Here is a 21,591-nt window from a genome sequence, read left to right as displayed (position 1 = left end):
AGTGCATCTTGATCAAGCGTAGAAGCCGTTGGCTGATCTCTACACTGGCGTCGCTTGAACGCTGGCGCCAGCGACGATCGGTGCGGTTGACGTTCACCGTTTTTATCGTGGCGCTGGCCCCTGTGCTGGGACTTGCGACATGGCTCGCCTTTGACGGACTTGGATCGCGCACCGACAACCTGTTGCGCACGGTTCTGACCCTCGATCTGGTCTACATTATCGTGGTCGCTGGCATGGTGGCCATGCGGGTGGGGGCGATGGTTGCGGCGCGGCGCGCGCGCTCTGCCGGGTCGAAGTTGCATGCGCGGTTGACCACCGTATTTGCGGTAATTGCCCTCGGCCCGACGATCATCGTGGCGATCTTTGCCGCCATCTCTATCAACTTTGGCCTTGAGGGTTGGTTTTCCGAGCGTGTGCAGCGCGTTATCGGCAATTCCTTCGAGGCGGCCCAAGCCTATGAGAGCGAGCACCGGGAGAATTTGTCTGCGGATGCTGAGCTGCTGGCCAACTATATCAACCGCAACAAGGATCAGTTTCCGCTGATCTCGGCCGGGGAAATGCGGGAGCTTCTTGCCTCTGGCCAGGCGCAGATGCTGCGGGAACTGACGGAAGCCTATATTATCGACGGGTCGGCGGAGTTGCGGGCACGGGGGCTGAACTCCTACCTGTTTGACTACGAAGCGCCCACCGCGCAGGACCTACAGATCGCGCGGGAAAGCGGCACACCGGTTATTCTGGAGGATTGGGAAAACAACGAGTTCCGCGCGCTCGTCTATTTGACCTCCTTTGCGGATCGCTATCTCTACGTGACGCGAAATGTGGATGGTAAGGTTTTGGAATTGCTGGATGAAACGCAGGCAACCTTCCTGCTGTATCGTCAGCTGGAAGGGGAGCGCGGACAGCTGTTGTTTGAGTTCGCGCTGATCTATCTGGGCTTTGCGGTCATCGTGATCCTTGCGGCAATCTGGTTGGCCTTTTGGTTTGCGGACCGCCTGTCCCGGCCCGTGGCCCGACTGGCAGGGGCCGCCCAGCAGGTCGGATCTGGCAATTTCACGGTGCGCGTGCGCGAAGAGAAGGGCGATGATGAGATCGCGATGCTCGGCCGGGCCTTCAATCGTATGACAACACAGGTGAAAAACCAGCGTGACGCGCTGGTCGAGGCCGGGGCGGAGAGCGAGCAGGCCCGGCGCCTGTTTGAAGCTGTGCTATCCGGTGTGACTGCGGGTGTCATCGGGCTCGACCCTGAGGGCCGTGTCGAGGTGATGAATGAGGCAACGCGCACCATTCTGGGCCTTGGTCGGCGTGATGTGATTGGCGTACCCATCGCAGATCTCGTCCCCGAATTTGCAGAGCCCTTTGAACGACTGGAGCGGGAGGGCCGCGACAGCGTTCAGGCACAGTTGAGGCTGACAACGCCGCGCCGGGCCGAAGAATTGCTGGTGCGCGTGGCCCGCCACCATATCGACGCAGAGCGGGACGGCTTCGTTATCACCTTTGACGCGATCACCGATCTGGTCAGTGCCCAACGGATGGCGGCCTGGGGCGATGTTGCCCGGCGCATCGCGCATGAGATCAAGAACCCGCTCACGCCGATCCAATTGGCTGCGGAGCGGATGAAGCGGAAATACGGACGCCAATTGGCCGAAGATCAGGTTGAGGGCTTTACGCAATATACTGATGTCATCGTCCGTCAGACAAATGACCTGCGCCGGATCGTTGACGAGTTCAGCCAGTTCGCCCGTATGCCAGAGCCACGGCGCAAACCGCTCGATCTGGTGAAGGCTGTTCAGGAAGCCTTGCTGTTGCGACGCGACGGCTCACCAGATGTGGCCATCACCGACACTCTGCCAAACGGCGTGCTTATGATTGAGGCCGACGAGACGATGATCGGGCAGGCGCTCGGCAATCTGTTGAAGAACGGATGTGAAGCGATTTCGATGCGCGATGACGGGAACGTTCCGGGTCTGTTGGACGTTTCCCTCTCTGTTGAGGAGGGCATCGCTGTCTTGCGCATCACCGACAACGGCTGTGGATTGCCGGACGGGCCGCCTGAGCGGCTGTTCGAACCTTATGTCACTCATCGCGACAAGGGTACTGGCTTGGGCCTGCCCATTGTGAAGAAGATCATCGAAGATCATGCTGGAACCCTGAACCTTGCCCCGGCGGGAGCTGACGCTCCGGAACCCGGACAGGGTGCGGTGGCCATCGTGACCCTTCCCCTGTTAGAGACGGAGGCAGGCAAGCCTGCTGCAACCCGAAGCGAGACCGAACATGCCTGAGACTGCACCGTCAGACATTCTGATCGTCGACGATGAAGCCGATATCCGGGAGCTTGTCGCCGACATTCTGGAGGATGAGGGTCACGGAACCCGTACCGCCGCCAATTCCGATGCGGCGATGGATCAAATGAACGCGCGCGCCCCTGATCTGATGGTGCTCGACATCTGGTTGAAGGACAGCCGGATGGACGGGATCGAGATCCTGAAGACGGTGAAACGTGATAATCCCAACGTGCCGGTCATCATCATCTCTGGCCATGGCAATGTGGAGATCGCGGTCGCAGCCGTGAAGCAGGGGGCCTACGACTTCATCGAAAAGCCCTTCAACATCGACAAGCTGTTGATGACGGTGAACCGGGCGCTGGAAACCTCTCGCCTGCGGCGCGAGAATGCGGCCCTGCGCGGACAAGAGGGCGAGCAGGCAGAGTTGATCGGGGCGGGGGCGGCCATGCGTGGACTGCGCCAGAGCCTGGACCGCGTTGCCCGCTCCAACGGTCGAGTGCTGCTGTCTGGCCCGCCGGGATCGGGGAAGGATGTGGCCGCCCGCTATTTGCACGGTCAGTCCGACAGGGCGACCAAACCTTTTGTCGTGGTCAACTCCGCCACCATCGAGCCGGAACGGATGGAAGAGGTTCTGTTCGGTGTCGAGCATGAGGACCGCGCCCACGATAAGGGCCTGTTCGAGCGGGCCCATGGTGGGACGTTGTTCATCGACGAGGTGGCCGACATGCCTGTGGGCACCCAGTCAAAGATATTGCGGGTTCTGGTGGATCAGGCGTTCACCCGTATCAACGGGGCCGATACCGTGCGCGTTGACGTGCGCGTTGTCTCGGCCACGAATAAGGACCTCAAGCGAGAGATCGAGGAAGGGCGCTTTCGTCAGGACCTGTATCATCGCCTGAATGTGGTGCCGATCGAGGTGCCCGGCCTCGACAGTCGCCGTGATGATATTCCCGAGCTTTTCAAGCACTTCGTTGACGTTCTGCACAAAGAACAGGGCCTGCCGCGGCGTGATCTGTCCGAGGATGCGATTGCGATCCTCCAGACCTTGCCGTGGCCCGGTCACGTCCGTCAGCTGCGCAACATGGTCGAGCGCGTGCTGATCCTTGGCGCCGATAGCGGCCCGATCGCTGCAAGTGAATTGCCGCAAGAGCCGGATGCCAGCGCGGGTGACAATCGCGACCAGTTGAGTGCTGCGCTGGCCGGGTTGCCGTTGCGTGAAGCGCGCGAAGTGTTCGAGCGCGAATATCTGATTGCCCAGATCAACCGGTTTTCCGGCAATATTTCCCGCACGGCGAATTTCGTCGGCATGGAGCGGTCGGCCCTTCACCGCAAACTGAAATCGCTGGGCATCGTCACGCTGAGCCGTGGCGGTGCGCGCATGGCCACCGTCGATGACGTCGAAGACGGCGGCGGAGACGCTGAAGAATGAAGGTCATCGTCTGCGGGGCAGGGCAGGTCGGCTGGCAGATTGCCCGGCACCTTTCCTCTGAAAACAACGATGTGATTGTCGTGGATCAGGACGCCGCCCTCGTGCGACGGATCACCGATACGCTAGATGTTGCCGGTGTGACGGGTTATGCGAGCCACCCTGACGTATTGGAGCGCGCGGGGGCACGCGATGCGGACATGATCATCGCCGCGACCTTTTCCGATGAGGTGAACATGATCGCCTGTCAGGTGGCGCATTCGGTGTTCACCGTTCCACGCAAGATCGCGCGCGTGCGCGCGCAAAGCTATCTCGACCCTGAATGGACAGACATTTACCGGCAAGACCATATGCCGATCGATGTCATCATCTCGCCGGAGAAAGAGGTGGCTGAGGCCGCATTGCGCCGCCTGTCCGCCCCGGCAGCGTTCGAGATTCAGGGGTTTCTCGACAACAGTGTTCAACTGGTCGGTCTGATGCTGGACGAGGACTGCCCGGTGCTGAACACGCCCTTGCGCCAGCTGACCGAGCTTTTCTCCACCTTGCGCGCCTATGTCGTCAGCATCCGGTCCGAGAATGGGGAATTGCGGGTCGCGGACAGTGATGATCAGCTTTTCGCAGGCGATCAAATCTATGTGTTTGTGGCCAATAGCGATTTGGACCGCACGTTGGAGATCTTTGGCAAGACGACCCAGCAAGGAAATCGTGCGCTCATCCTTGGAGCCGGAAATGTGGGGCTAGGCGTGGCAAGCCAGCTGGAACAGGGGCAGCGCCGATCCCGCGTCAAACTGATTGAGCGGGATCGTAATCGGGCGGAGGCCGTGGCGGACACATTGGAGCGGACCATCGTTCTGAACGGCGACGGTCTGTCCATCGAATTGCTGGAAGAGGCGGGCATCCGCAATATCGACAGCTTCCTCGCTGTGACCGATGACGACAAGACGAATTTGCTGAGCTGTGCGCGGGCAAAATCGCTGGGGGCAAAGCTGACGGTCTGTCTGATCAACGATCCGAGCCTCGCCCCGCTGATGCAGCCATTGGGTATTGATGCCTATATCAACCCACGCTCAACGACGGTGTCATCCATCCTGCGCCATGTACGGCATGGACGCATCCGTGCGGTCTATTCGATTGGCGATGCGGAAGCGGAGGTGATTGAAGCGCAGGTGCTCTCAACCTCGTCAATTGCCGGCAAACGGGTGCGCAACACGCATCTGCCTGAAGGTGCGATCATCGGTGCGGTGCAGAAGGGCAGTCAGACTGTCATTCCACGTGCGGAAACGGTGATCGAGGAAGGCGACAGCATCACGATCTTCGCCATGCGAGAGCAGGTGCCGGAGGTCGAAAAACTGTTCCGCGTCTCAATCGACTTCTTCTGATGCAATCGGGTTGGCGGCGCGCACCGCTCTTTGTCTATTTCGGTGCGATGGCGGCCCCGGCGATGCTGCTGCCCGCCATTGTTGCCTATTTTGCGGACGATCATCAGACTGCGCGTCCGTTCCTCTATGGTGCAATCCTCACGGGTTTTGCGGTTGCGGTGCTGGCGCTGACCCTGATGAACCGAACGCCGAAGGTGACCGCGCGCTCGCACCTTCTGGCGCTGATCGGCACCTATCTGATGCTGCCCTTGTGGCTGGCCGTTCCGCTGATCCTGGTGGTTCCGACATTGACCCCGGTTGTCGGGTATCTTGAGATGGTTTCAGCACTGACAACGACCGGCCTTCCACTGATCGATCCGCCCGGGAGTGTGCCCCAAACGGTGCACCTCTACCGCGGTGTCGTTGGCTGGCTGGGCGGGTTCATGATCTTGCTGGCCGCTGCTGCAATTATGGCACCGCTCAACATCGGTGGGTTCGAGATCCGAAGCGTAATTCACGGAAAGCAACCGGGGGCAGGGTGGGCCCAGATTGGGGCTGCGGACGCCTCTGACCGCCTGATCCGCACGCTGGCCGGGCTTTTGCCAGTCTATACTGGCCTGACGGCGGTGCTGTTCGTATTGCTCGCGCTGTCAGGACAGGACACGTTCCATGCCTTCATGGAGGCGATGTCGGTGATGTCGACCTCTGGCATCCGGGCGGATGACCTCTATGTCGGGGGATCCTGGCTGGGCGAGGGGATTGTTGCGGCGTTCTTGATCATCGCCATCACGTCAATCCTGTATGATCCTGCGCGTTGGCGGGCGGCAGACAGCTATTCAACGGATCCCGAACTGCGTTTGCTGCTTGCGCTGATCATCATCGTGCCGGGACTTTTGTTCCTGCGCCACTGGCTGGCCACCTTCGATGTTGAGGGCGGGCGCGAAGATGGCTTCATTCTGGGCCTTCAGGCGCTGTGGGGGGCCATATTCACGACGCTGAGTTTCATTGCGACCTTTGGGCAGGAAAGCCGGTATTGGCAGACAGCCCAGGATTGGTCCGGCCTGCCCACGCCCGGCATCGTCCTGATGGGTTTGATGATGATCGGGGGAGGGGTTGCGACCACCGCTGGCGGCATGAAGCTGTTGCGGATCTACGCGCTCTACAAACATGGCTCCCGCGAGTTGCGGCGCCTGACGCTGCCCCACTCCATTGGTGGATCTGGACAGACCGCGCGGCGCATCAGGACCGAGGGCGCGTTCATCGCCTGGATTTTCGTGATGCTGTTTCTGGGCGGGTTGAGCCTATTGATGCTGGGCCTTACCTTTGCCGGCCTCAGTTTCGAACAATCCCTGATGCTGGGGGTCACGACGCTGGCAAATACCGGGCCGGGATATGAATTGCTTTCAGCCGATCCGGTGCGCGTGATCGACTTTGACCCGACAATCCAATTGATCCTGGCCGCGGGCATGATCCTGGGCCGGGTGGAAGCGCTCGCTTTCATTGCGCTACTCAATCCCGACTTCTGGCGGCGCTAAAGCAACCTAGTCACGAAAATTTTGCACTGCACCACTGGAAAAAGTCGGGCGCTTGGGCCACTTTCCATACACGAAACAAAAAAATGTCAGTGCACGTGACAGAATTCGTGCACCAACTTCGGAGTGTGTGACATGGCCAACGACAAGCAGAACTTGCAAGACGCGTTTCTCAACAACGTGCGCAAGGCGAAAATTCCGGTGACGATTTTCCTCGTCAATGGGGTGAAGCTCCAGGGTGTTATCACCTGGTTCGACAATTTCTGTGTGCTCTTGCGCCGTGATGGGCAGAGCCAGCTGGTCTATAAACATGCAATCTCGACAATCATGCCCTCCCAACCCGTCAACCTCTACGAGCCAGACGCTGAGTGATCCCATCGAACTGGACCTGAGCGAAGGTCTGACCCGCACGGCGGTGCTGCATCCCGACCTCAGGCGTGCAGACCAGCGGCGTGCGCCTGAACATGCTTTGGCCGAAGCGGTCTCTCTGGCCCATGCTCTGCAATCCCTTGAGGTTGTGGATGAGCTGGTCGTGCGCGTGCCCAAGGCGCGGCCCGGCTATCTGTTCGGCTCGGGCAAGGTGGACGAACTGGGTGAGTGGCTGCACGACCGTGAGGTGAAGCTCGTCATTATTGACGGGCCGGTGACACCGGTTCAGCAGCGCAATCTGGAAAAAGCCTGGCAGGTCAAGATATTGGACCGAACCGGTCTGATCCTTGAGATCTTCGCAGACCGGGCGCAAACCCGTGAAGGTGTGCTTCAGGTCGATTTGGCGGCGCTGAACTATCAAAAAACCCGGCTCGTCCGGTCCTGGACACACCTTGAGCGGCAGCGCGGTGGCTTGGGCTTCGTCGGCGGACCCGGTGAAACACAGATCGAGGCGGACCGCAGGGCGCTGGATGAGCGGATCAACCAGATCCGCCGTGCACTCGACAAAGTGGTAAAAACGCGCGGCCTGCATCGCAAGGCGCGGGCGAAGGTGCCGTATCCGATCGTGGCTTTTGTCGGCTATACCAACGCCGGAAAATCGACTCTGTTCAACACGTTGACCGGGGCGGAGGTGATGGCAAAGGACATGCTGTTCGCAACGCTTGATCCCACGATGCGCGGGCTGGAGCTGCCATCAGGACAGAACATTATCCTGTCGGACACGGTTGGTTTCATCTCTGACCTGCCGACACAACTCGTCGCGGCTTTCCGAGCGACGTTGGAAGAAGTGCTGGACGCCGATCTGATCCTGCATGTGCGTGATATTGCGCATCCTGACAGTCAGGAGCAGGCGGAAGACGTGCGGGATATCCTCGAAAGTCTCGGCGTGGCCGAGAAGGCGCGCAACAACATGATCGAGGTATGGAACAAGGTTGATCTGCTGGATGAGGATGGGTTACGGGCGGCTGAAAACGTGGCCGACCGACATGCACGCCATGTCGCGATCTCCGCAACCACGGGGCACAATCTGGACGGATTGCTCGCTCTGATCGACGAGGCACTTCGGCCCGACATGTCGGTGGAGACGCTGAGCCTGCCATTCTCAGCCGGGGAGGCGGTGGCCTGGCTTCACGCCAATAAGCTGGTTAAATCAAGCGATGTCAAAGACATGCGCATGATTGTTGAGGTTGAGTGGTCGGGTAAACAAAAGAACCAGTTCTTCAAAACCCACAGCACAATCTTCGAGGATCAACCCGAATAGCGCACACCGATGGACCGGGTATCTGGGTAGATATCCGGTTTCTTCGTGTGCACGACCGCATGGCGCACGCGGCGATCCTCAACGATGAAACCATGGATGAGACGCAGAAGCTCTTCTTGCGTTTCAATCTGCTTGCCCGCAAAGCCGCGGATGAAATCAGTGAGGGCGTCATAGTCGTAGAAATCACTGTCATCGGTGAGGAAGACGTCAATCGTGGCCGAGATCAGGACGCGCTGCATCGTCTCTTTTTCGAAGGCGTGAATGCCCAGGAACATCGTGATTTCCTGTTCATCCAGAACAATCTGATAGTCAGCCATGATAGGTTCCATCCTTGACGTAAAAAGCCACATCGCGGGGCAGGTGCCATAGTGCCTGACCCCCGTCGAGGAGGATGACCTCGCCATTCAGGCCATCATTTTGCCAGAGATGAGTGACGGTGCGCGCGATATCCTCAACACTCACAGCACGCTCCAATGGATTGATCCGGCGTGATTTTTCGAAATTCTCGACGCTTTGCTTGCCAGAGATCAAGGTGATGCTGGGTGCTATGCCGCAAACGCGGATCTGACCCGCGAGCTTGCGGCTTAGCATCTCAACGCTGGTGTGGAGCGCGGATTTGGAAAGCGTGTAGGTCAGGAAATCGGGGTTCAGCGCGAAGAGCTTGTTGTCGAGCATATTGACGATCAGCCGGTTGCCCGAATGGTTTTGACGGGCCATCGCGCTGGCCAGAAAGATCGGAGCCTTCAAATTGACCATCAGGTGTGTGTCAAACTGTGCTTCGTCGATCTCAGTGATCTCATCATTGAAGAACGCCGACGCATTGTTCACCAGCAGATCGAGCGGGCCCAACGACGCCTCAATCCGATCCATCATCTCGATCAGATCAGCCTGGGACGTGAACCCCGACCGGAACGTCTCACACCGGATGCCGCTGGCGCGCAACGTCTCTGCCAAGGCATCCGCCTCGGACGAACTGCTGTTGTAGTGAAGTGCGATGTCGAAGCCCTGAGCCGCAAGCTCAGTCGCAATCGCTGCACCAATGCGGCGGGCACCACCGGTGATAAGAGCTGTGGGCATCGAACCTCCAGAACGATCTGTCACGCACGGACTTAACCGGTACGGGTGAGCATAGCCAGCAGATCAACGCCTCAATCAACCTATCACCAATATTTATCATAATACTTATTATACATAAGTAGGATATTTTGCGGTGACGTGCGCGTGGGTCTTTTCATGCAGGGCCAGATTCCATACCTAACACGGGTGAAGCAAAGGTTCTTTTGACATGGCCCCCACCAACCGCCCCCGACGTAGACGATCACGGCCGCCGTTGTTCCAGCGGATCCGTGGCTACTTCCTGACTGGTATCGTGATTGTCGCCCCGGTGGGTTTGACGCTTTGGCTGATCTGGACGGTGATCAACTTCATTGATGCCAAGGTCGTGCCGCTTGTCCCGCAATCCTATATCGATCCATCGATCCCGGGATTTGGCGTTGTCATCTTCTTGCTGTTCACCGCCCTCGTCGGATATCTGACCAAGGGTATGATCGGCCGTTCGATGTTGCGCTATGGTGAGAACCTGATTGATCGCATGCCCATGGTCGGCTCGATCTATAACGGCATCAAACAGATTGCAGAAACGATCCTGAGCCAGTCCGGTTCATCCTTCCAGAAAGCCTGTCTGATCGAATATCCGCGCCGCGGCATCTGGGCTATTGCCTTTGTCTCGACCGAAGCAAAGGGCGAAGTCGCGCAAAAGTTGGATGAGGATCCGATGATCTCTGTCTTTCTGCCGACCACCCCAAACCCCACGAGTGGATTTTTGCTGTTTGTGCCCCGTTCTGATGTCGTGATGTTGGACATGGATGTGGAGGAAGCCGCGAAGCTGGTGATCTCTGCCGGGCTTGTCGTGCCGCCCACGCCGGAGGAGCGTGCAGCAGGCGTTCGTGTTGCGAACCGTCGCGGAGAGCCGGTCCGCCGCAAGGCCAGTTGATCGGCCCCTGTTGACGGGCCCCAGTTGACCGGCCAAGGAAAAGGGCGCGCTGCGACTGCAACGCGCCCTGCCCCAAAAACATCACCGGATCATTCGGCCTCGAACCACCACGCGTCTGGCATAAAGCCAATCCAGTAGCCGTAGATTGGCAGATTATCTGCATCCCAGCTGATTTCCGCCGCATGGGCAACGCGCACCTCCGGCGTGAACCAGAACGGTACCACATAGCGACCCGTCGTCAGCACGCGATCGAGAGCACGGGTGGCAGCGAGGAATTCGTCACGGCTGCCCGCATTCAGGATTGCGTCGATTGATGCGTCCACTGCTGGGTTATCGATCCCGGGCATGTTGCGGGTGCCGGTTTCCTCACGGCCTTCTGAGCCCCAATAGCGGTATTGCTCGGTTCCCGGGCTCAACGACAGGCCCCAAGTGTAGGTGATCATGTCGAAATCGTAATTGTCGCGCCGCTCGGTATATTGCGCATTGTCCACGAGCAGCGTGATATTCGCATCGATCCCCAACCGTTCCAGCGCATCGGCATAGATGTTGGTTACCGGCTCGTTCAGCGAGGAGTTGATGAGGATCTCAAAGGTGAATGCCTCCCCTTCTTCATTGCGCAGCACACCATCCTGTACCGTCCAGCCCGCATCGGCGAGCAATTGGGTCGCACGGCGCAGGTTGCCACGGTTGCGCGCATCAGCCGTGCCGGACGGCAGCTCATAAGCCTCCAGCGCATCTGCGGGCAGATCGCCGGCGAAAGGCTCTAGCAGAGCCAATTCCATCCCTTCTGCTGCACCGTCAAAGGCCAGTATCGAGTTGTCGAAATAGCTTTCGATCCGCTGTGGGACCCCGGCATTGAGCGTTTCGTTTATGAACTCGAAATTGAAGGCGTGGATCAGCGCATCGCGGACACGCACATCCTCAAACAGCGGATTGCGCGTATTGAAAACAAGCCCGGACATGCCCGAGGGCCGCTCATGCGGCACGATGGATTGGACGACCTCGCCATTGCGGACGCGCGGGAAGTCATAGCGATCCACCCAGCGTCCCGGATCATTCTCGACGAAATGGTTGGTCTCGCCTGAGGTGAAGGCCTGCCAGACCGCCTCGCTATCGCCGAAGAATTCGTAGCGGATCGTATCAAAATTGTGCTTGCCGACGTTGAAGCCCAGATCCGCGCCCCAATAGTCAGGGTTCCGCTCGAAACTGACGGAACGCCCCTGATCAGCCTCACCAATGACATATGGGCCAGAGGCGATCCACGGCTCCATCGAGCTTTCGGTGAACTCCCGATCGTCCCAATCGGCCTTTTTCAGGATCGGGCGCAGGGCGAGGATCAGCGGCAATTCGCGGTTGTCGCCGGTGAGGTTGAAGCGGACAGAGTGCTCGCCGGTCTGCTCCCAGCTTTCAACCCCGTCCCACGCGCGGCGGTAGCGTCCATGCCCCTCCTCGCCCATGGTCTCAAACGACCAAACCACGTCTTCGACGGTGACCGGCGATCCGTCGGAGAATTCTGCTGCCGGATTGAGGTGGAATTCGATCCAGTCGCGCGCCTCGGACATCTCAACCGATTCGGCGAGCAGTCCGTAGAGTGTGAACGGTTCATCGTAAGAGCGGCCCATCAATCCCTCGGCGACATGGGCACGCGTCCCCCATGGGGCACGTCCCGCCTGAATCCAGGGATTGAGGCTGTCGAAGGAGCCGGTTTCACCGAACACGATCTCCCCCCCTTTCGGCGCATCAGGATTCGCATAGGGCAAATGCGCAAAATCTGGTGGAAGCGCAGGCTCCCCATACATAGCGATGCCATGTTGCGGCTCTGCGAGCGCGGTTGTCGCGCTCAGGATTACGGCGACCGGGATCAAACCAAATCGTGACATTTCTACACCACCTGCCTGTTTCTTATGGGTTTATAGAGGTCAGCCTACACCCCTTGCGGGCCGGGTTCAAAAAAATATCTTTGTGTTCATCGGGCGCCGCGCCTATGGTGAGGGCACTGCTCGATAGGTTTCTTGCCTGTATGAAACCTGCCTCAATACCTTACCCCCTGGCTTGCCAGGGGGTTTTTTTTGGCCTGCCCCTCGCCTTCGCACCTGCAACACGTATGTTAGGGCCAAACGCAGTCGCAGCAGGAGCAATGTGCCCATGTCCGTCAAAGATAAAGTCGCAGTCGTCACCGGATCGAACTCTGGTATCGGGTTGGGCGTGGCCGAGGAACTGGCCCGTCAGGGCGCGCGCGTGGTGCTGAACTCCTACACCGATTCGGAAGACGATCACGCCCTGGCCGCCCGTATCGCAGAGGATCACGGGACCGAATGCATCTATGTCAGCGCAGACCTTTCGAACGGCGACGCGTGCCGTGCCTTGATCGAGACGGCGGCGCAAAAGATGGGACGCGTCGATATTCTCGTGAACAATGCCGGAATCCAGCATGTCGCGGGTATTGATGAATTCCCGGCAGAAAAGTGGGACGCGATCATCGCGATCAACATGACATCGAACTTTCACACCACCGCCGCCGCCCTGCCCCTGATGCGCAAGGCGGGTTGGGGCCGTGTGGTCAACATCGCCTCGGCCCATGGCTTGACGGCCTCACCGTATAAGTCGGCCTATGTGGCCGCGAAACACGGTGTGGTGGGTATGACCAAAGTTGTCGCGCTGGAAACCGCACAGGAACCGATAACGGCAAATGCGATCTGTCCGGGCTATGTGATGACACCGCTTGTGGAAAAGCAGATCCCCGAAACCATGGAGAAATACGGCATGGATCGGGACACTGCGGTCAAGGAAGTTCTGCTTGCCCGCCAGCCGTCCAAGGAATTTGCGACCGTGGAACAGATCGGCGGGACCGTCGCTTTCCTGTGCTCTGACGCGGCAACGCAAATCACGGGCACCACGATCAGTGTCGATGGGGGATGGACAGCGCTCTGATCCGCTTCATCTCATGTGAAAATACGCCTTCGACATGTGCCGGGGGCGCCTGCGAAAAGGATGCGTCCCGTGGCCCGCAAATCGATCAAGACCGTGAACCTGGCGCTTCAGGGCGGTGGTGCCCATGGCGCGCTGACCTGGGGCGTTCTCGACCGGCTCTTGGAGGAGGAGGCGTTAGAGATTGAAGGGATCACGGCAACCTCTGCCGGGGCGATGAATGCAGCTGCATTGAAATGCGGTTGGGTCGGCGGCGGCCGAGAGGGCGCGCGGGCGCGGCTTGATCAATTCTGGCGTGCGGTCGCTGAACGGGGCCGCGGCTCGAATCCTATGCTGGAATGGCTGCGCATGGTGAACCCGTCCCTTGCGTTGAGCCTAAGCGCGCTGCAAGCCAATCCGGCTTATCTGGCAGGCGATGCGCTGACGCGCATGTTCTCGCCCTATGACCTCAACCCTTTGGGCATCAATCCCTTGCGCGATTTGGTTGGAGAGTTGAACTTCAAGGACATGGATGAGCCCGAAGGCCCCCGGCTGTTCATCTGTGCGACCAATGTGCGCAGCGGCAAGATCAAGGTGTTCAAGGGACAGGAGATCAGTACGGATGCAATCCTTGCCTCTGCCTGCCTTCCAACACTTTTTCAGGCTGTCGAGATTGATGGGGAGGCGTATTGGGACGGCGGCTATATTGGCAACCCTGCCCTGTTCCCATTGTTCTACGAGACGAAAACGCGCGATATTCTGATTGTCCATATCAACCCGATTGAGCGTGACGACGTACCGACAAAAGCCACTGACATCCTCAACCGGGTCAATGAAATCAGCTTTAACTCTTCACTGCTGCGCGAATTGCGCAATATCGACTTCGTCAAACGGCTGATCGAGGACGGTCAGTTGGAGGGCAAGGGCTTCAAGGACGTCCTTATCCACTCTCTGCGCGACGATGATACGATGGCCTCTCTGGGCGTCGCCACGAAATTGCAGCCCGATTTGACGCTTCTCGAAACACTGAAAGCGCGCGGTCGGAAAACAGCGGACACTTTCCTAAAGCAGCATTGGTCGGATCTGGGGACCCGGTCCACCGTGGACCTGCGCGCGATGTTTGAGTGACCTAATCTTTCGGAAGACTGGTCACCCAAAGGATTTCCGCATCTTCATCCGAAATCGACACAACATTGTGGCCCATGGCGGCATCGTAATAGGCGCTGTCGCCACGCTGCATCTCAACCGGCTCGTAGAACTCGGTGAAGAAGCGAATGCGGCCCGTCAGCACGTAGAGAAATTCCTCTCCATCATGGCGCACCCAGCCATCAAAATCGTCCATTGACCGGGCACGGATACGGGCCTTGTAGGGCAGCATCACCTTGCGCGTCATTTCGGTGGCCAACATCTCATGCTCGTAGGTTGGCGTGATATGCTCTCGCCCCTCATCGCGCCGCGTTACAGTGCGGCGTGCCATCGCCCGCTCTTCTGTCGCGGGGGTAAACAGTTGCGGCACGGTGATGTCGAGGCCCTGTGCAAGCTTTTGCACAGCATCAAATGTGGGCGACATCTGCTCATTCTCGATCTTTGACAGGGTCGAGCGGGCAAGACCGGCCTGCTTGGCGGCCTGTTCCAAAGTCCAGTTGCGCGCCTTGCGCAAGGCGCGCACCCGCTCACCCAGGCGCAGCGGCTCTGGCGTTTCGATGGAATTTGGCCCGCGGGCAAGGCGCAAGACGCTCGGTTCAGTCTGATCAGTCATGGCGCAAGTTTAGCGATGGACGGGTCCGGGGCAACATGCAAAGACACCGTATATGCCGCAAAGCCTGATCAAATCTGCACCGCTCCGCTGCCCGAAGGACTTCAATCTGGCGCAACATATGCTGGAGGGCGGTGGTGCCGCACCAGACACGGTCGCGGTCGAGGTTCTGAGCACCAACGGCGTGACGCGCTGGACGCGGGCCGAGTTGAACCGCGCCATTCTGGGCTTTGCCGCGGCCGTGCAGGATCGCGGGCTTCCGCCCGGTGCGCGGGTCATCTTGCGTCTTGGCGACACAATCGGCTTCCCCCTCGCCTTTTTCGGAACAATCGCTGCAGGTTACGTGCCTGTCCCAGTCTCTGCGATGCTGACGGATGTTGAGCTCGCGCCGATGCTGCGTGGTCTTGCCCCCGCACTGGTTCTGGCGGATCAGGGCTTGAGTGTACCGGATCTTGGCGTCCCCATCATGCGGGATGATATTGTCGAAGTGGCGCAGGCATTTGCCCCATTGCCAGCGCCGACGCAGAGCGCGGCAGATGACCTGGCCTATATCCTGTTCACCTCCGGCTCTGGCGGGCGGGCGAAGGCTGTGCGTCACGCCCATCGCGCGGGCTGGGCGCGGAAGATGATGTGGGACGGCTGGTATGGGCTGACACCGCGCGACCGCGTTCTGCACGCCGGAGCGTTCAACTGGAGCTATACACTGGGCACCGGTCTGACCGATCCTGTCGCCGCTGGCGCCACCGCACTGCTATTGGAGGGGGATCGCTCCCCTGTCCGCATTTTGGCGGCACTCAGGCAAAGTCGCGCCACGATTTTCGCCGCTGTACCGGGTGTCTACCGTAAAATCCTCGCCCTCGGCGCGCTACCGAACCTGCCCGACCTGCGCCATGGATTGAGCGCCGGGGAGGCCCTGCCACCAACGCTACGCGCGGAATGGCAGCGCCGACTGGGCATCGACATACATGAAGCTCTCGGCATGACGGAGGTTTCAACGTTCCTGTCTTCAAGCCCGACACATCCCGCGCCTGAGGGAACCCAGGGGTTCGCCCAGCCGGGCCGAACTCTTGCGGTGTTGGACGATGATGGCATCCCCTGCCCCAGAGGAACGCCGGGGCTGCTCGCCATTGGACGTGACGATCCGGGTCTCATGCTGGGATATGATGACGTATCGCTGGCGGACGACCCGTGGTTTGTAACCTCGGATCTGGTCGAGATGCGCGAAGATGGGGCGTTTTGCTATCACGGTCGCCGCGATGATGTGATGACAGCGCAGGGATATCGGGTCTCGCCAACAGAGGTCGAAGCGGTATTGGAACGGCATTCCACCGTTACAGAGGCCGCCGTGTGCGAGGTGGAGGTTCGGCCGGGTCTGCGTCTGATCGCAGCGTTTATTCGCGGGAATGTGACATCTACAGAGCTGTCAGAGCATTGCACCACCCATCTGGCTCGATACAAATGGCCCAGACATTTTCAAAGGGTCGATGACCTGCCCCGCGGTGCGACGGGAAAGCTGCTGCGCCGCGCGTTGCCTGCCCTTTATGACCCAGATCGGAGCCTGCCATGACCACCCGCCTCGACATCATCTCCGACCCGATCTGCCCATGGTGTTACATCGGTAAGGCAAAGCTCGACGCGGCTTTGGCCGAGGCAGGCAATCCGTTTGAGATCACGTGGCATCCGTTTCAGTTAAACCCGGACATGCCCGCGGACGGAATGGACCGGCGCGCCTATCTTGAGGGCAAGTTTGGAAAGGAGCGGGCGACATCCTTCTACGCTCAGATCGAAGACGCGGCGAATGCAGCCGGTCTCGACGTGGATTTCAGCAAGATTGAGCGGACGCCGAACACAATCGACGCCCACCGCGTGATCCGCTGGGCGCGCAGCGAAGGACTGCAACATGCGGTGGGCAGTGCCCTGTTCCGGCGGTATTTCAAGGAAGGTCAGGATATCTCCGACCACGCCGTTTTGGCGGATGCGGCACAGGAAGCGGGCCTTGATCGTGAGTTGATTGAACGATTGCTCGCCAGCGACGCCGATGTCGAGGATGTCCGCGCAGAGGACGCGAATGCCCGGCAGATGGGCGTGTCTGGCGTGCCCTGCTTCATCATCGGTGGCAAATACGCGGTTCAGGGCGCACAGGACACTGCAACCTGGGTTCAGATCATCAAAGACCTTGATGAGATGATGGCAAAGTAAAAGGGCTGCTCCCATAGGGAACAGCCCTTTTGTAACTCAATTCGAATTTGAATTAACCTTCTTCGGCAGCTTCCTCTTCAGCGGACTGGAGGTCGACCGTCGGCACGTTGAGCGTCACCTGCTCCGACCCGACTTCGACATCACCGGTTGTTGCGCTGAACTCCGGTGCCTGACCGCCTTCAACAGAGATCTCAGGCAGTTCAGCCTGCTGCGTCTGCTCGACGTCGATGAAGAAAAACAGACCAACAGCGATCAGCACGGCAAGGGCGGCAAAAACAAACTTTTTCATAACAAACATCCTTTCAAAATTCTTGTCGTCTTCTGAGGGACCAACGACGCTCTGAAAGGAAGGTTCCGAGAAAGTCAGGCCTTTGCCAGTCGGGCCAAATCCCGAGCGATTGCAAAACTGCCGCGAATGCGCGCGGCCTCATCGGGCCAATTGCGCGCGACGATGACCTTGTTGTCCTTGATCTTTGCACGGCCGTTCTGGTCCTGCAAAAACTGCACGAGACCTTCGGGCCGGGTGTAGCGGTTCTGATGGAATTGGACCGTCGCACCCTTTGGGCCCGCGTCAATCCGGCCAATATTCGCCTTGCGGCACATCGCCTTGATGCGCACGACCTTCATCAGCGTATCCACCTCTGCGGGCAGCGGGCCGAAGCGGTCGATCAGTTCGGCGGCGAAGCCCTCAAGCTCCACTTTCTTTTCCAGCGTGGACAGACGGCGGTACAGGCCAAGGCGAACGTCGAGGTCCGGCACATAAGGCTCAGGGATCATAACCGGCACGCCCAGATTGATCTGCGGCGACCACTGGCCGTCATCGCTCAGCCCTTCGCCCTCGCCTGAGCGCAGCTTGTTGATCGCCTCTTCCAGCATGTCCTGATAGAGGGCGTAGCCGACCTCCTTGATCTGGCCCGACTGCTCTTCACCGAGCAGGTTCCCTGCCCCGCGAATGTCGAGATCCTGGGACGCCAGCGCAAAGCCCGCGCCCAGACTGTCGAGCGATCCCAGCACACGCAGCCGCTTTTCCGCCGCCGGTGTCAGCTTCTTGCGCTTTTTCGTCGTCAGATAGGCGTAAGCGCGGATCTTGGACCGTCCCACGCGCCCCCGGATCTGATACAGCTGTGACAGGCCGAACATATCGGCCCGGTGCACGATCAGCGTGTTTGCTGCCGGAATGTCGATGCCGCTTTCCACAATCGTGGTCGCCAGCAGCACGTCATATTGGCCATCATAGAACGCGTTCATCCGTTCATCGAGGTCGCCCGCCGCAAGCTGGCCGTGGGCGGTGATAAAGCTGACCTCTGGCACTTCGTCTTTCAGGAAGCGCTCAATTTCCTCCAGATCGCTGACGCGCGGCACCACATAAAACGCCTGCCCGCCCCGGTATTTCTCACGCAAGAGCGCCTCGCGCACGGTCAGCGGATCGAACTCGCTGACATAGGTGCGAATGGCGAGGCGATCGACGGGCGGGGTGCCGATGATGCTCAATTCGCGCACACCGGAGAGGCTGAGTTGCAACGTGCGTGGAATCGGCGTCGCCGTCATGGTCAACACGTGAATGTCAGAGCGGAGTTCCTTGAGCCGCTCTTTATGCGCCACGCCGAAATGCTGTTCCTCGTCGATGATCAGCAAACCGAGATTTGCAAACTTCATATTCTTGGCAAGCACTGCATGTGTGCCCACGACAATCTCAACCTCGTTGCGTGCCAGCCCCTCACGCGTTTGCGCCATCTCTTTGGTTGAGACAAAGCGCGACATGGGCCGCACCTTCACGGGCAGGCCCTTAAACCGCTCGGCAAAGGCACGATAGTGCTGTCGTGCGAGCAGCGTCGTCGGGGCGATCACTGCGACCTGCACCCCGGACATGGCCGCGACGAAGGCCGCGCGCAGCGCCACCTCTGTCTTGCCAAAGCCGACATCGCCGCAGACGAGCCGGTCCATTGGCTTACCGGCGCCCATATCGTCCAGAACGTCTTCGATCGCGGAAAGCTGGTCCTCGGTTTCCTGATAGGGAAAGCGAGCGCAGAACTCATCCCACAGACCCTCGGGCGGGGTCAGGATCGGGGCTTTGCGCAACTCCCGCTCAGCCGCGACGCGGATCAGACGCTCTGCGGCGAGTTTGATTTTTTCCTTGAGTTTTGCCTTCTTGGCCTGCCACGCCCCGCCACCCAGACGGTCGAGCAAGCCTTCTTCATGGCCAAACCGGGTGAGAAGTTCGATATTCTCGACCGGAAGATAAAGCCGCGCGTTGTCGGCATATTCAAGGCTGAGACACTCATGCGGTGCGCCTGTGACGGTGATCGTCTCCAACCCGTGGTAGCGTCCGACGCCATGCTCGACATGCACGACCAAATCGCCTGGGGCGAGGCTGGTCGCTTCGGTCAGGAAATTGTCCGCCCGCTTCTTGCGCCGACCGCGGCGGACGAGCCGGTCGCCCAAAACGTCCTGTTCAGCAATAACCGTCAGTCCGGGCGCCTCGAATCCGCTATCGAGCGGCCAGATCGCCAACGCCAGCGCGCCCTTCCCGCCAACTTCGGAAAACCGGGTAATCTCTTCCGCGCCCGCTGTCCCGCTGTCGGACATCAGGGTCGACATCCGGTCTCGCGATCCTTGCGAATAGCTGGCGATCAGAACAGCGCCTGACTTTCGGCGTTTCTCAACATGATCGGCCAAAGCCCCGAAAAGGCTTAGATCTTCGGCCTGCCGTTCTTGCGCGAAATTGCGTCCAATGCGGCCACCCGCATCCACCACACCCGGCCCCGATGGTGTGGGGTTAGGAGAGAATTTCCGCACAGCGCGGGCGCCGATGGCTGTGTCCCAAGCGGCATCATCAAGGTAGAGTTGTGAGGGCGGAACCGGCTTGTAGGCGCCGTCACGGCGGCCCTTTTCCTTCAGCACATCCGCACGCGCCCGGTAATGATCCAGCACGGTGTCCCAGCGCGCATCGCGCACGGCATCCGATTGATCGTCCATCGTCACAGGCGCGTACGGCAGATAGTCGAACAGGGTCTCCATGCGCTGATGGAAGAACGGGGCCCAGTGCTCATAGCCCTGATGCTTGCGGCCCGCACTTACGCTTTCGTAAAGCGCATCCTCAGGCCCTGGCTGTCCAAACGTTTCGCGATAGGTTTTGCGGAAACGCTCAATGCTGTCCTCATCGAGGATGACCTCTGAGACCGGGGCAAGCTCAACCCGAGCGACTTCTTCCTTCGTGCGCTGTGTCTGAGCGTCAAAGCGCCGCGCCCGGTCGAGCTCATCGCCAAACAGGTCGAGGCGCACAGGCCCCGCCGGACCGGGTGGATAGATGTCGATCAGGCCGCCGCGAATGGAATAGTCACCCGGCTCCGTGACCATGGGCGTTTGCGAAAAGCCCATTCGGATCAGCCATTTGCGCAGACGTTCCTCATCCAACCTTCGACCCATGATGGCCGTGAAGCTGGCATCACGCATCGTCTCACGCGCGGGCACTCGCTGAGTGGCCGCATTCACCGTTGTCAGGATCACAGCGGGGCGGTCAAACCCATCTGCAAGGGCCGCCAACGTGGCCATGCGCCGCGCGGCCACGTCAGCGTTCGGCGAAATTCGGTCATAGGGCAGGCAATCCCATGCGGGAAACTGCAATACCGGAATTTCGGGTGCCAGAAAGCGCAGCGACGCTTCCATCGCGGCCATGCGCGTATCGTCGCGGGCGACATGGATCAGCGGGCCGGTTTCAGCGCGCACGTAGTCCGCGACCAGCCGGGCGTCATACCCCTCTGGCGCGCCCCCGACCTTTACGGTTCCGATGCTCAAGGGCTTGGCTCTTTCCATGCGCAGGCAGGTAGCCCGGCTGGCCGGGGCACACAAGGGGGCACAGGCGCACGTCTACCAGAAGTCGAAATATCCAACACGATCGAGGAACTGGAAGGTGGCAAACAGCGTAGCGAGGATCAGGGAACTCAGCCCCGTGGCCTGATTGAGGAACCGACGCCAAACGATGGCACGGCGCAGCTCGTATCCACGGATCTGTTGATGGTGAATACGTTGCGCCAGCCTGATGTCACCAACCTCCGCCACGATCATCGGCAGCGCAATGGCAAGCATCGCCTGGCTCAATTCATTGCCCAGATAGAGCGCGGCTGTGGCGAGGGCTGCGAGAAAGAAAGTCACGAACAGCGTCAGGACAGCCGCCACCTTTCCGGCGATCAGCGCGAAACGGCGCGAGGCCGCAATGGCCAGCCGATCAATATCGGCCTCCCACTCGCCACCTCGCCGGTCGGCCCGCATGATGGCGTCAAAAGGAATTCCGATTGTCCAATGGGTGCGAGACGACCAGGCCAGTCCCAGAAAGATCCAGTACCAGACCGAGCCGAAACTCTCGAATGAGATCAGGCGGTCAATCACACTCATCATCGGTTAAACCCCTCCACGTCCGGCGACGATATGGCGATGGGCGGCAAGGGCAA

Annotated in this window: 18 protein-coding genes; 11 read left to right on the top strand and 7 right to left on the bottom strand. The window is 59.6% G+C overall.

What is annotated here, in order from left to right; genetic code table 11:
* Positions 1 to 8: 8 nt before the first annotated feature.
* From POI8812_RS08265 to hflX, 6 genes are all read left to right on the top strand, one after another.
* Positions 9 to 2,279: a sensor histidine kinase NtrY-like gene (locus POI8812_RS08265; RefSeq protein ID WP_245895315.1), complete on the top strand. Its 2,271-nt coding sequence runs from the start codon at positions 9 to 11 to the stop codon at positions 2,277 to 2,279.
* Positions 2,272 to 3,711: a nitrogen assimilation response regulator NtrX gene (gene ntrX, locus POI8812_RS08260; protein ID WP_108782078.1), complete on the top strand. Its 1,440-nt coding sequence runs from the start codon at positions 2,272 to 2,274 to the stop codon at positions 3,709 to 3,711. The genes POI8812_RS08265 and ntrX overlap by 8 nt, the downstream gene beginning before the upstream one ends.
* A complete protein-coding gene (gene trkA / locus POI8812_RS08255) occupies positions 3,708 to 5,087 on the top strand; it encodes a Trk system potassium transporter TrkA (RefSeq protein ID WP_108782077.1) in 1,380 nt (459 codons plus the stop codon). The genes ntrX and trkA overlap by 4 nt, the downstream gene beginning before the upstream one ends.
* Positions 5,087 to 6,601, top strand: a complete 1,515-nt coding sequence (locus tag POI8812_RS08250) for a potassium transporter TrkG (RefSeq protein ID WP_108782076.1) — start codon at positions 5,087 to 5,089, stop codon at positions 6,599 to 6,601. The genes trkA and POI8812_RS08250 overlap by 1 nt, the downstream gene beginning before the upstream one ends.
* A gap of 132 nt (positions 6,602 to 6,733) precedes the next feature.
* Positions 6,734 to 6,970: an RNA chaperone Hfq gene (hfq, locus tag POI8812_RS08245; protein ID WP_108782075.1), complete on the top strand. Its 237-nt coding sequence runs from the start codon at positions 6,734 to 6,736 to the stop codon at positions 6,968 to 6,970.
* A complete protein-coding gene (hflX, locus tag POI8812_RS08240; RefSeq protein ID WP_108782074.1) occupies positions 6,909 to 8,288 on the top strand; it encodes a GTPase HflX in 1,380 nt (459 codons plus the stop codon). The genes hfq and hflX overlap by 62 nt, the downstream gene beginning before the upstream one ends.
* On the opposite strand, the gene POI8812_RS08235 is transcribed toward hflX, so the two are convergent.
* Together POI8812_RS08235 and POI8812_RS08230 are read right to left on the bottom strand one after the other, a co-directional pair.
* Entirely contained in the window at positions 8,276 to 8,605 is a 330-nt protein-coding gene (locus POI8812_RS08235; protein ID WP_162844955.1) for a dihydroneopterin aldolase, read from the bottom strand. The genes hflX and POI8812_RS08235 overlap by 13 nt on opposite strands.
* Positions 8,598 to 9,365 (bottom strand): SDR family oxidoreductase, encoded by a 768-nt coding sequence (locus tag POI8812_RS08230; RefSeq protein WP_108782072.1) that lies wholly within the window; start codon positions 9,363 to 9,365, stop codon positions 8,598 to 8,600. The genes POI8812_RS08235 and POI8812_RS08230 overlap by 8 nt, the downstream gene beginning before the upstream one ends.
* Before the next feature lie 208 nt (positions 9,366 to 9,573).
* Here POI8812_RS08230 and POI8812_RS08225 point away from each other — a divergent pair, with 208 nt between their 5' ends.
* The gene (locus POI8812_RS08225) at positions 9,574 to 10,281 is read left to right on the top strand and encodes a DUF502 domain-containing protein (protein WP_108782071.1); all 708 of its coding nucleotides are present in this window, start codon (positions 9,574 to 9,576) and stop codon (positions 10,279 to 10,281) included.
* An 89-nt stretch (positions 10,282 to 10,370) separates the two neighbouring features.
* On the opposite strand, the gene POI8812_RS08220 is transcribed toward POI8812_RS08225, so the two are convergent.
* Positions 10,371 to 12,161 (bottom strand): extracellular solute-binding protein, encoded by a 1,791-nt coding sequence (locus POI8812_RS08220; protein WP_108782070.1) that lies wholly within the window; start codon positions 12,159 to 12,161, stop codon positions 10,371 to 10,373.
* Positions 12,162 to 12,426: 265 nt separating this feature from the next.
* Here POI8812_RS08220 and POI8812_RS08215 point away from each other — a divergent pair, with 265 nt between their 5' ends.
* Both POI8812_RS08215 and POI8812_RS08210 read left to right on the top strand, forming a co-directional pair.
* The gene (locus POI8812_RS08215) at positions 12,427 to 13,212 is read left to right on the top strand and encodes a 3-hydroxybutyrate dehydrogenase (RefSeq protein ID WP_108782069.1); all 786 of its coding nucleotides are present in this window, start codon (positions 12,427 to 12,429) and stop codon (positions 13,210 to 13,212) included.
* 69 nt (positions 13,213 to 13,281) lie between these two features.
* On the top strand, positions 13,282 to 14,316 hold the full coding sequence (locus POI8812_RS08210; RefSeq protein ID WP_245895314.1) for a patatin-like phospholipase family protein: 1,035 nt from the start codon (positions 13,282 to 13,284) through the stop codon (positions 14,314 to 14,316).
* A 1-nt stretch (position 14,317) separates the two neighbouring features.
* Here POI8812_RS08210 and POI8812_RS08205 read toward each other — a convergent pair whose 3' ends face one another.
* Positions 14,318 to 14,947, bottom strand: a complete 630-nt coding sequence (locus POI8812_RS08205; RefSeq protein WP_108782067.1) for a helix-turn-helix domain-containing protein — start codon at positions 14,945 to 14,947, stop codon at positions 14,318 to 14,320.
* Between the two features lie 52 nt (positions 14,948 to 14,999).
* On the opposite strand from POI8812_RS08205, the gene POI8812_RS08200 reads away from it, so the two are divergent.
* Together POI8812_RS08200 and POI8812_RS08195 are read left to right on the top strand one after the other, a co-directional pair.
* Positions 15,000 to 16,511, top strand: coding sequence for a class I adenylate-forming enzyme family protein (locus POI8812_RS08200; protein ID WP_108782066.1), 1,512 nt, complete (start codon positions 15,000 to 15,002; stop codon positions 16,509 to 16,511).
* A complete protein-coding gene (locus POI8812_RS08195) occupies positions 16,508 to 17,143 on the top strand; it encodes a DsbA family oxidoreductase (RefSeq protein ID WP_108782065.1) in 636 nt (211 codons plus the stop codon). The genes POI8812_RS08200 and POI8812_RS08195 overlap by 4 nt, the downstream gene beginning before the upstream one ends.
* Before the next feature lie 52 nt (positions 17,144 to 17,195).
* On the opposite strand, the gene POI8812_RS08190 is transcribed toward POI8812_RS08195, so the two are convergent.
* From POI8812_RS08190 to POI8812_RS08180, 3 genes are all read right to left on the bottom strand, one after another.
* A complete protein-coding gene (locus tag POI8812_RS08190) occupies positions 17,196 to 17,432 on the bottom strand; it encodes a hypothetical protein (protein WP_108782064.1) in 237 nt (78 codons plus the stop codon).
* 74 nt (positions 17,433 to 17,506) lie between these two features.
* Positions 17,507 to 20,956: a transcription-repair coupling factor gene (mfd, locus tag POI8812_RS08185; protein WP_108782063.1), complete on the bottom strand. Its 3,450-nt coding sequence runs from the start codon at positions 20,954 to 20,956 to the stop codon at positions 17,507 to 17,509.
* Between the two features lie 54 nt (positions 20,957 to 21,010).
* Entirely contained in the window at positions 21,011 to 21,538 is a 528-nt protein-coding gene (locus tag POI8812_RS08180) for a hypothetical protein (RefSeq protein WP_108782062.1), read from the bottom strand.
* Positions 21,539 to 21,591 lie beyond the last annotated feature (53 nt).

Source organism: Pontivivens insulae (assembly GCF_900302495.1).
Lineage (GTDB): Bacteria > Pseudomonadota > Alphaproteobacteria > Rhodobacterales > Rhodobacteraceae > Pontivivens > Pontivivens insulae.
The sequence above is the reverse complement of the archived record's forward strand: the minus strand, read 5'-3'. Positions and strand labels throughout refer to the sequence as shown.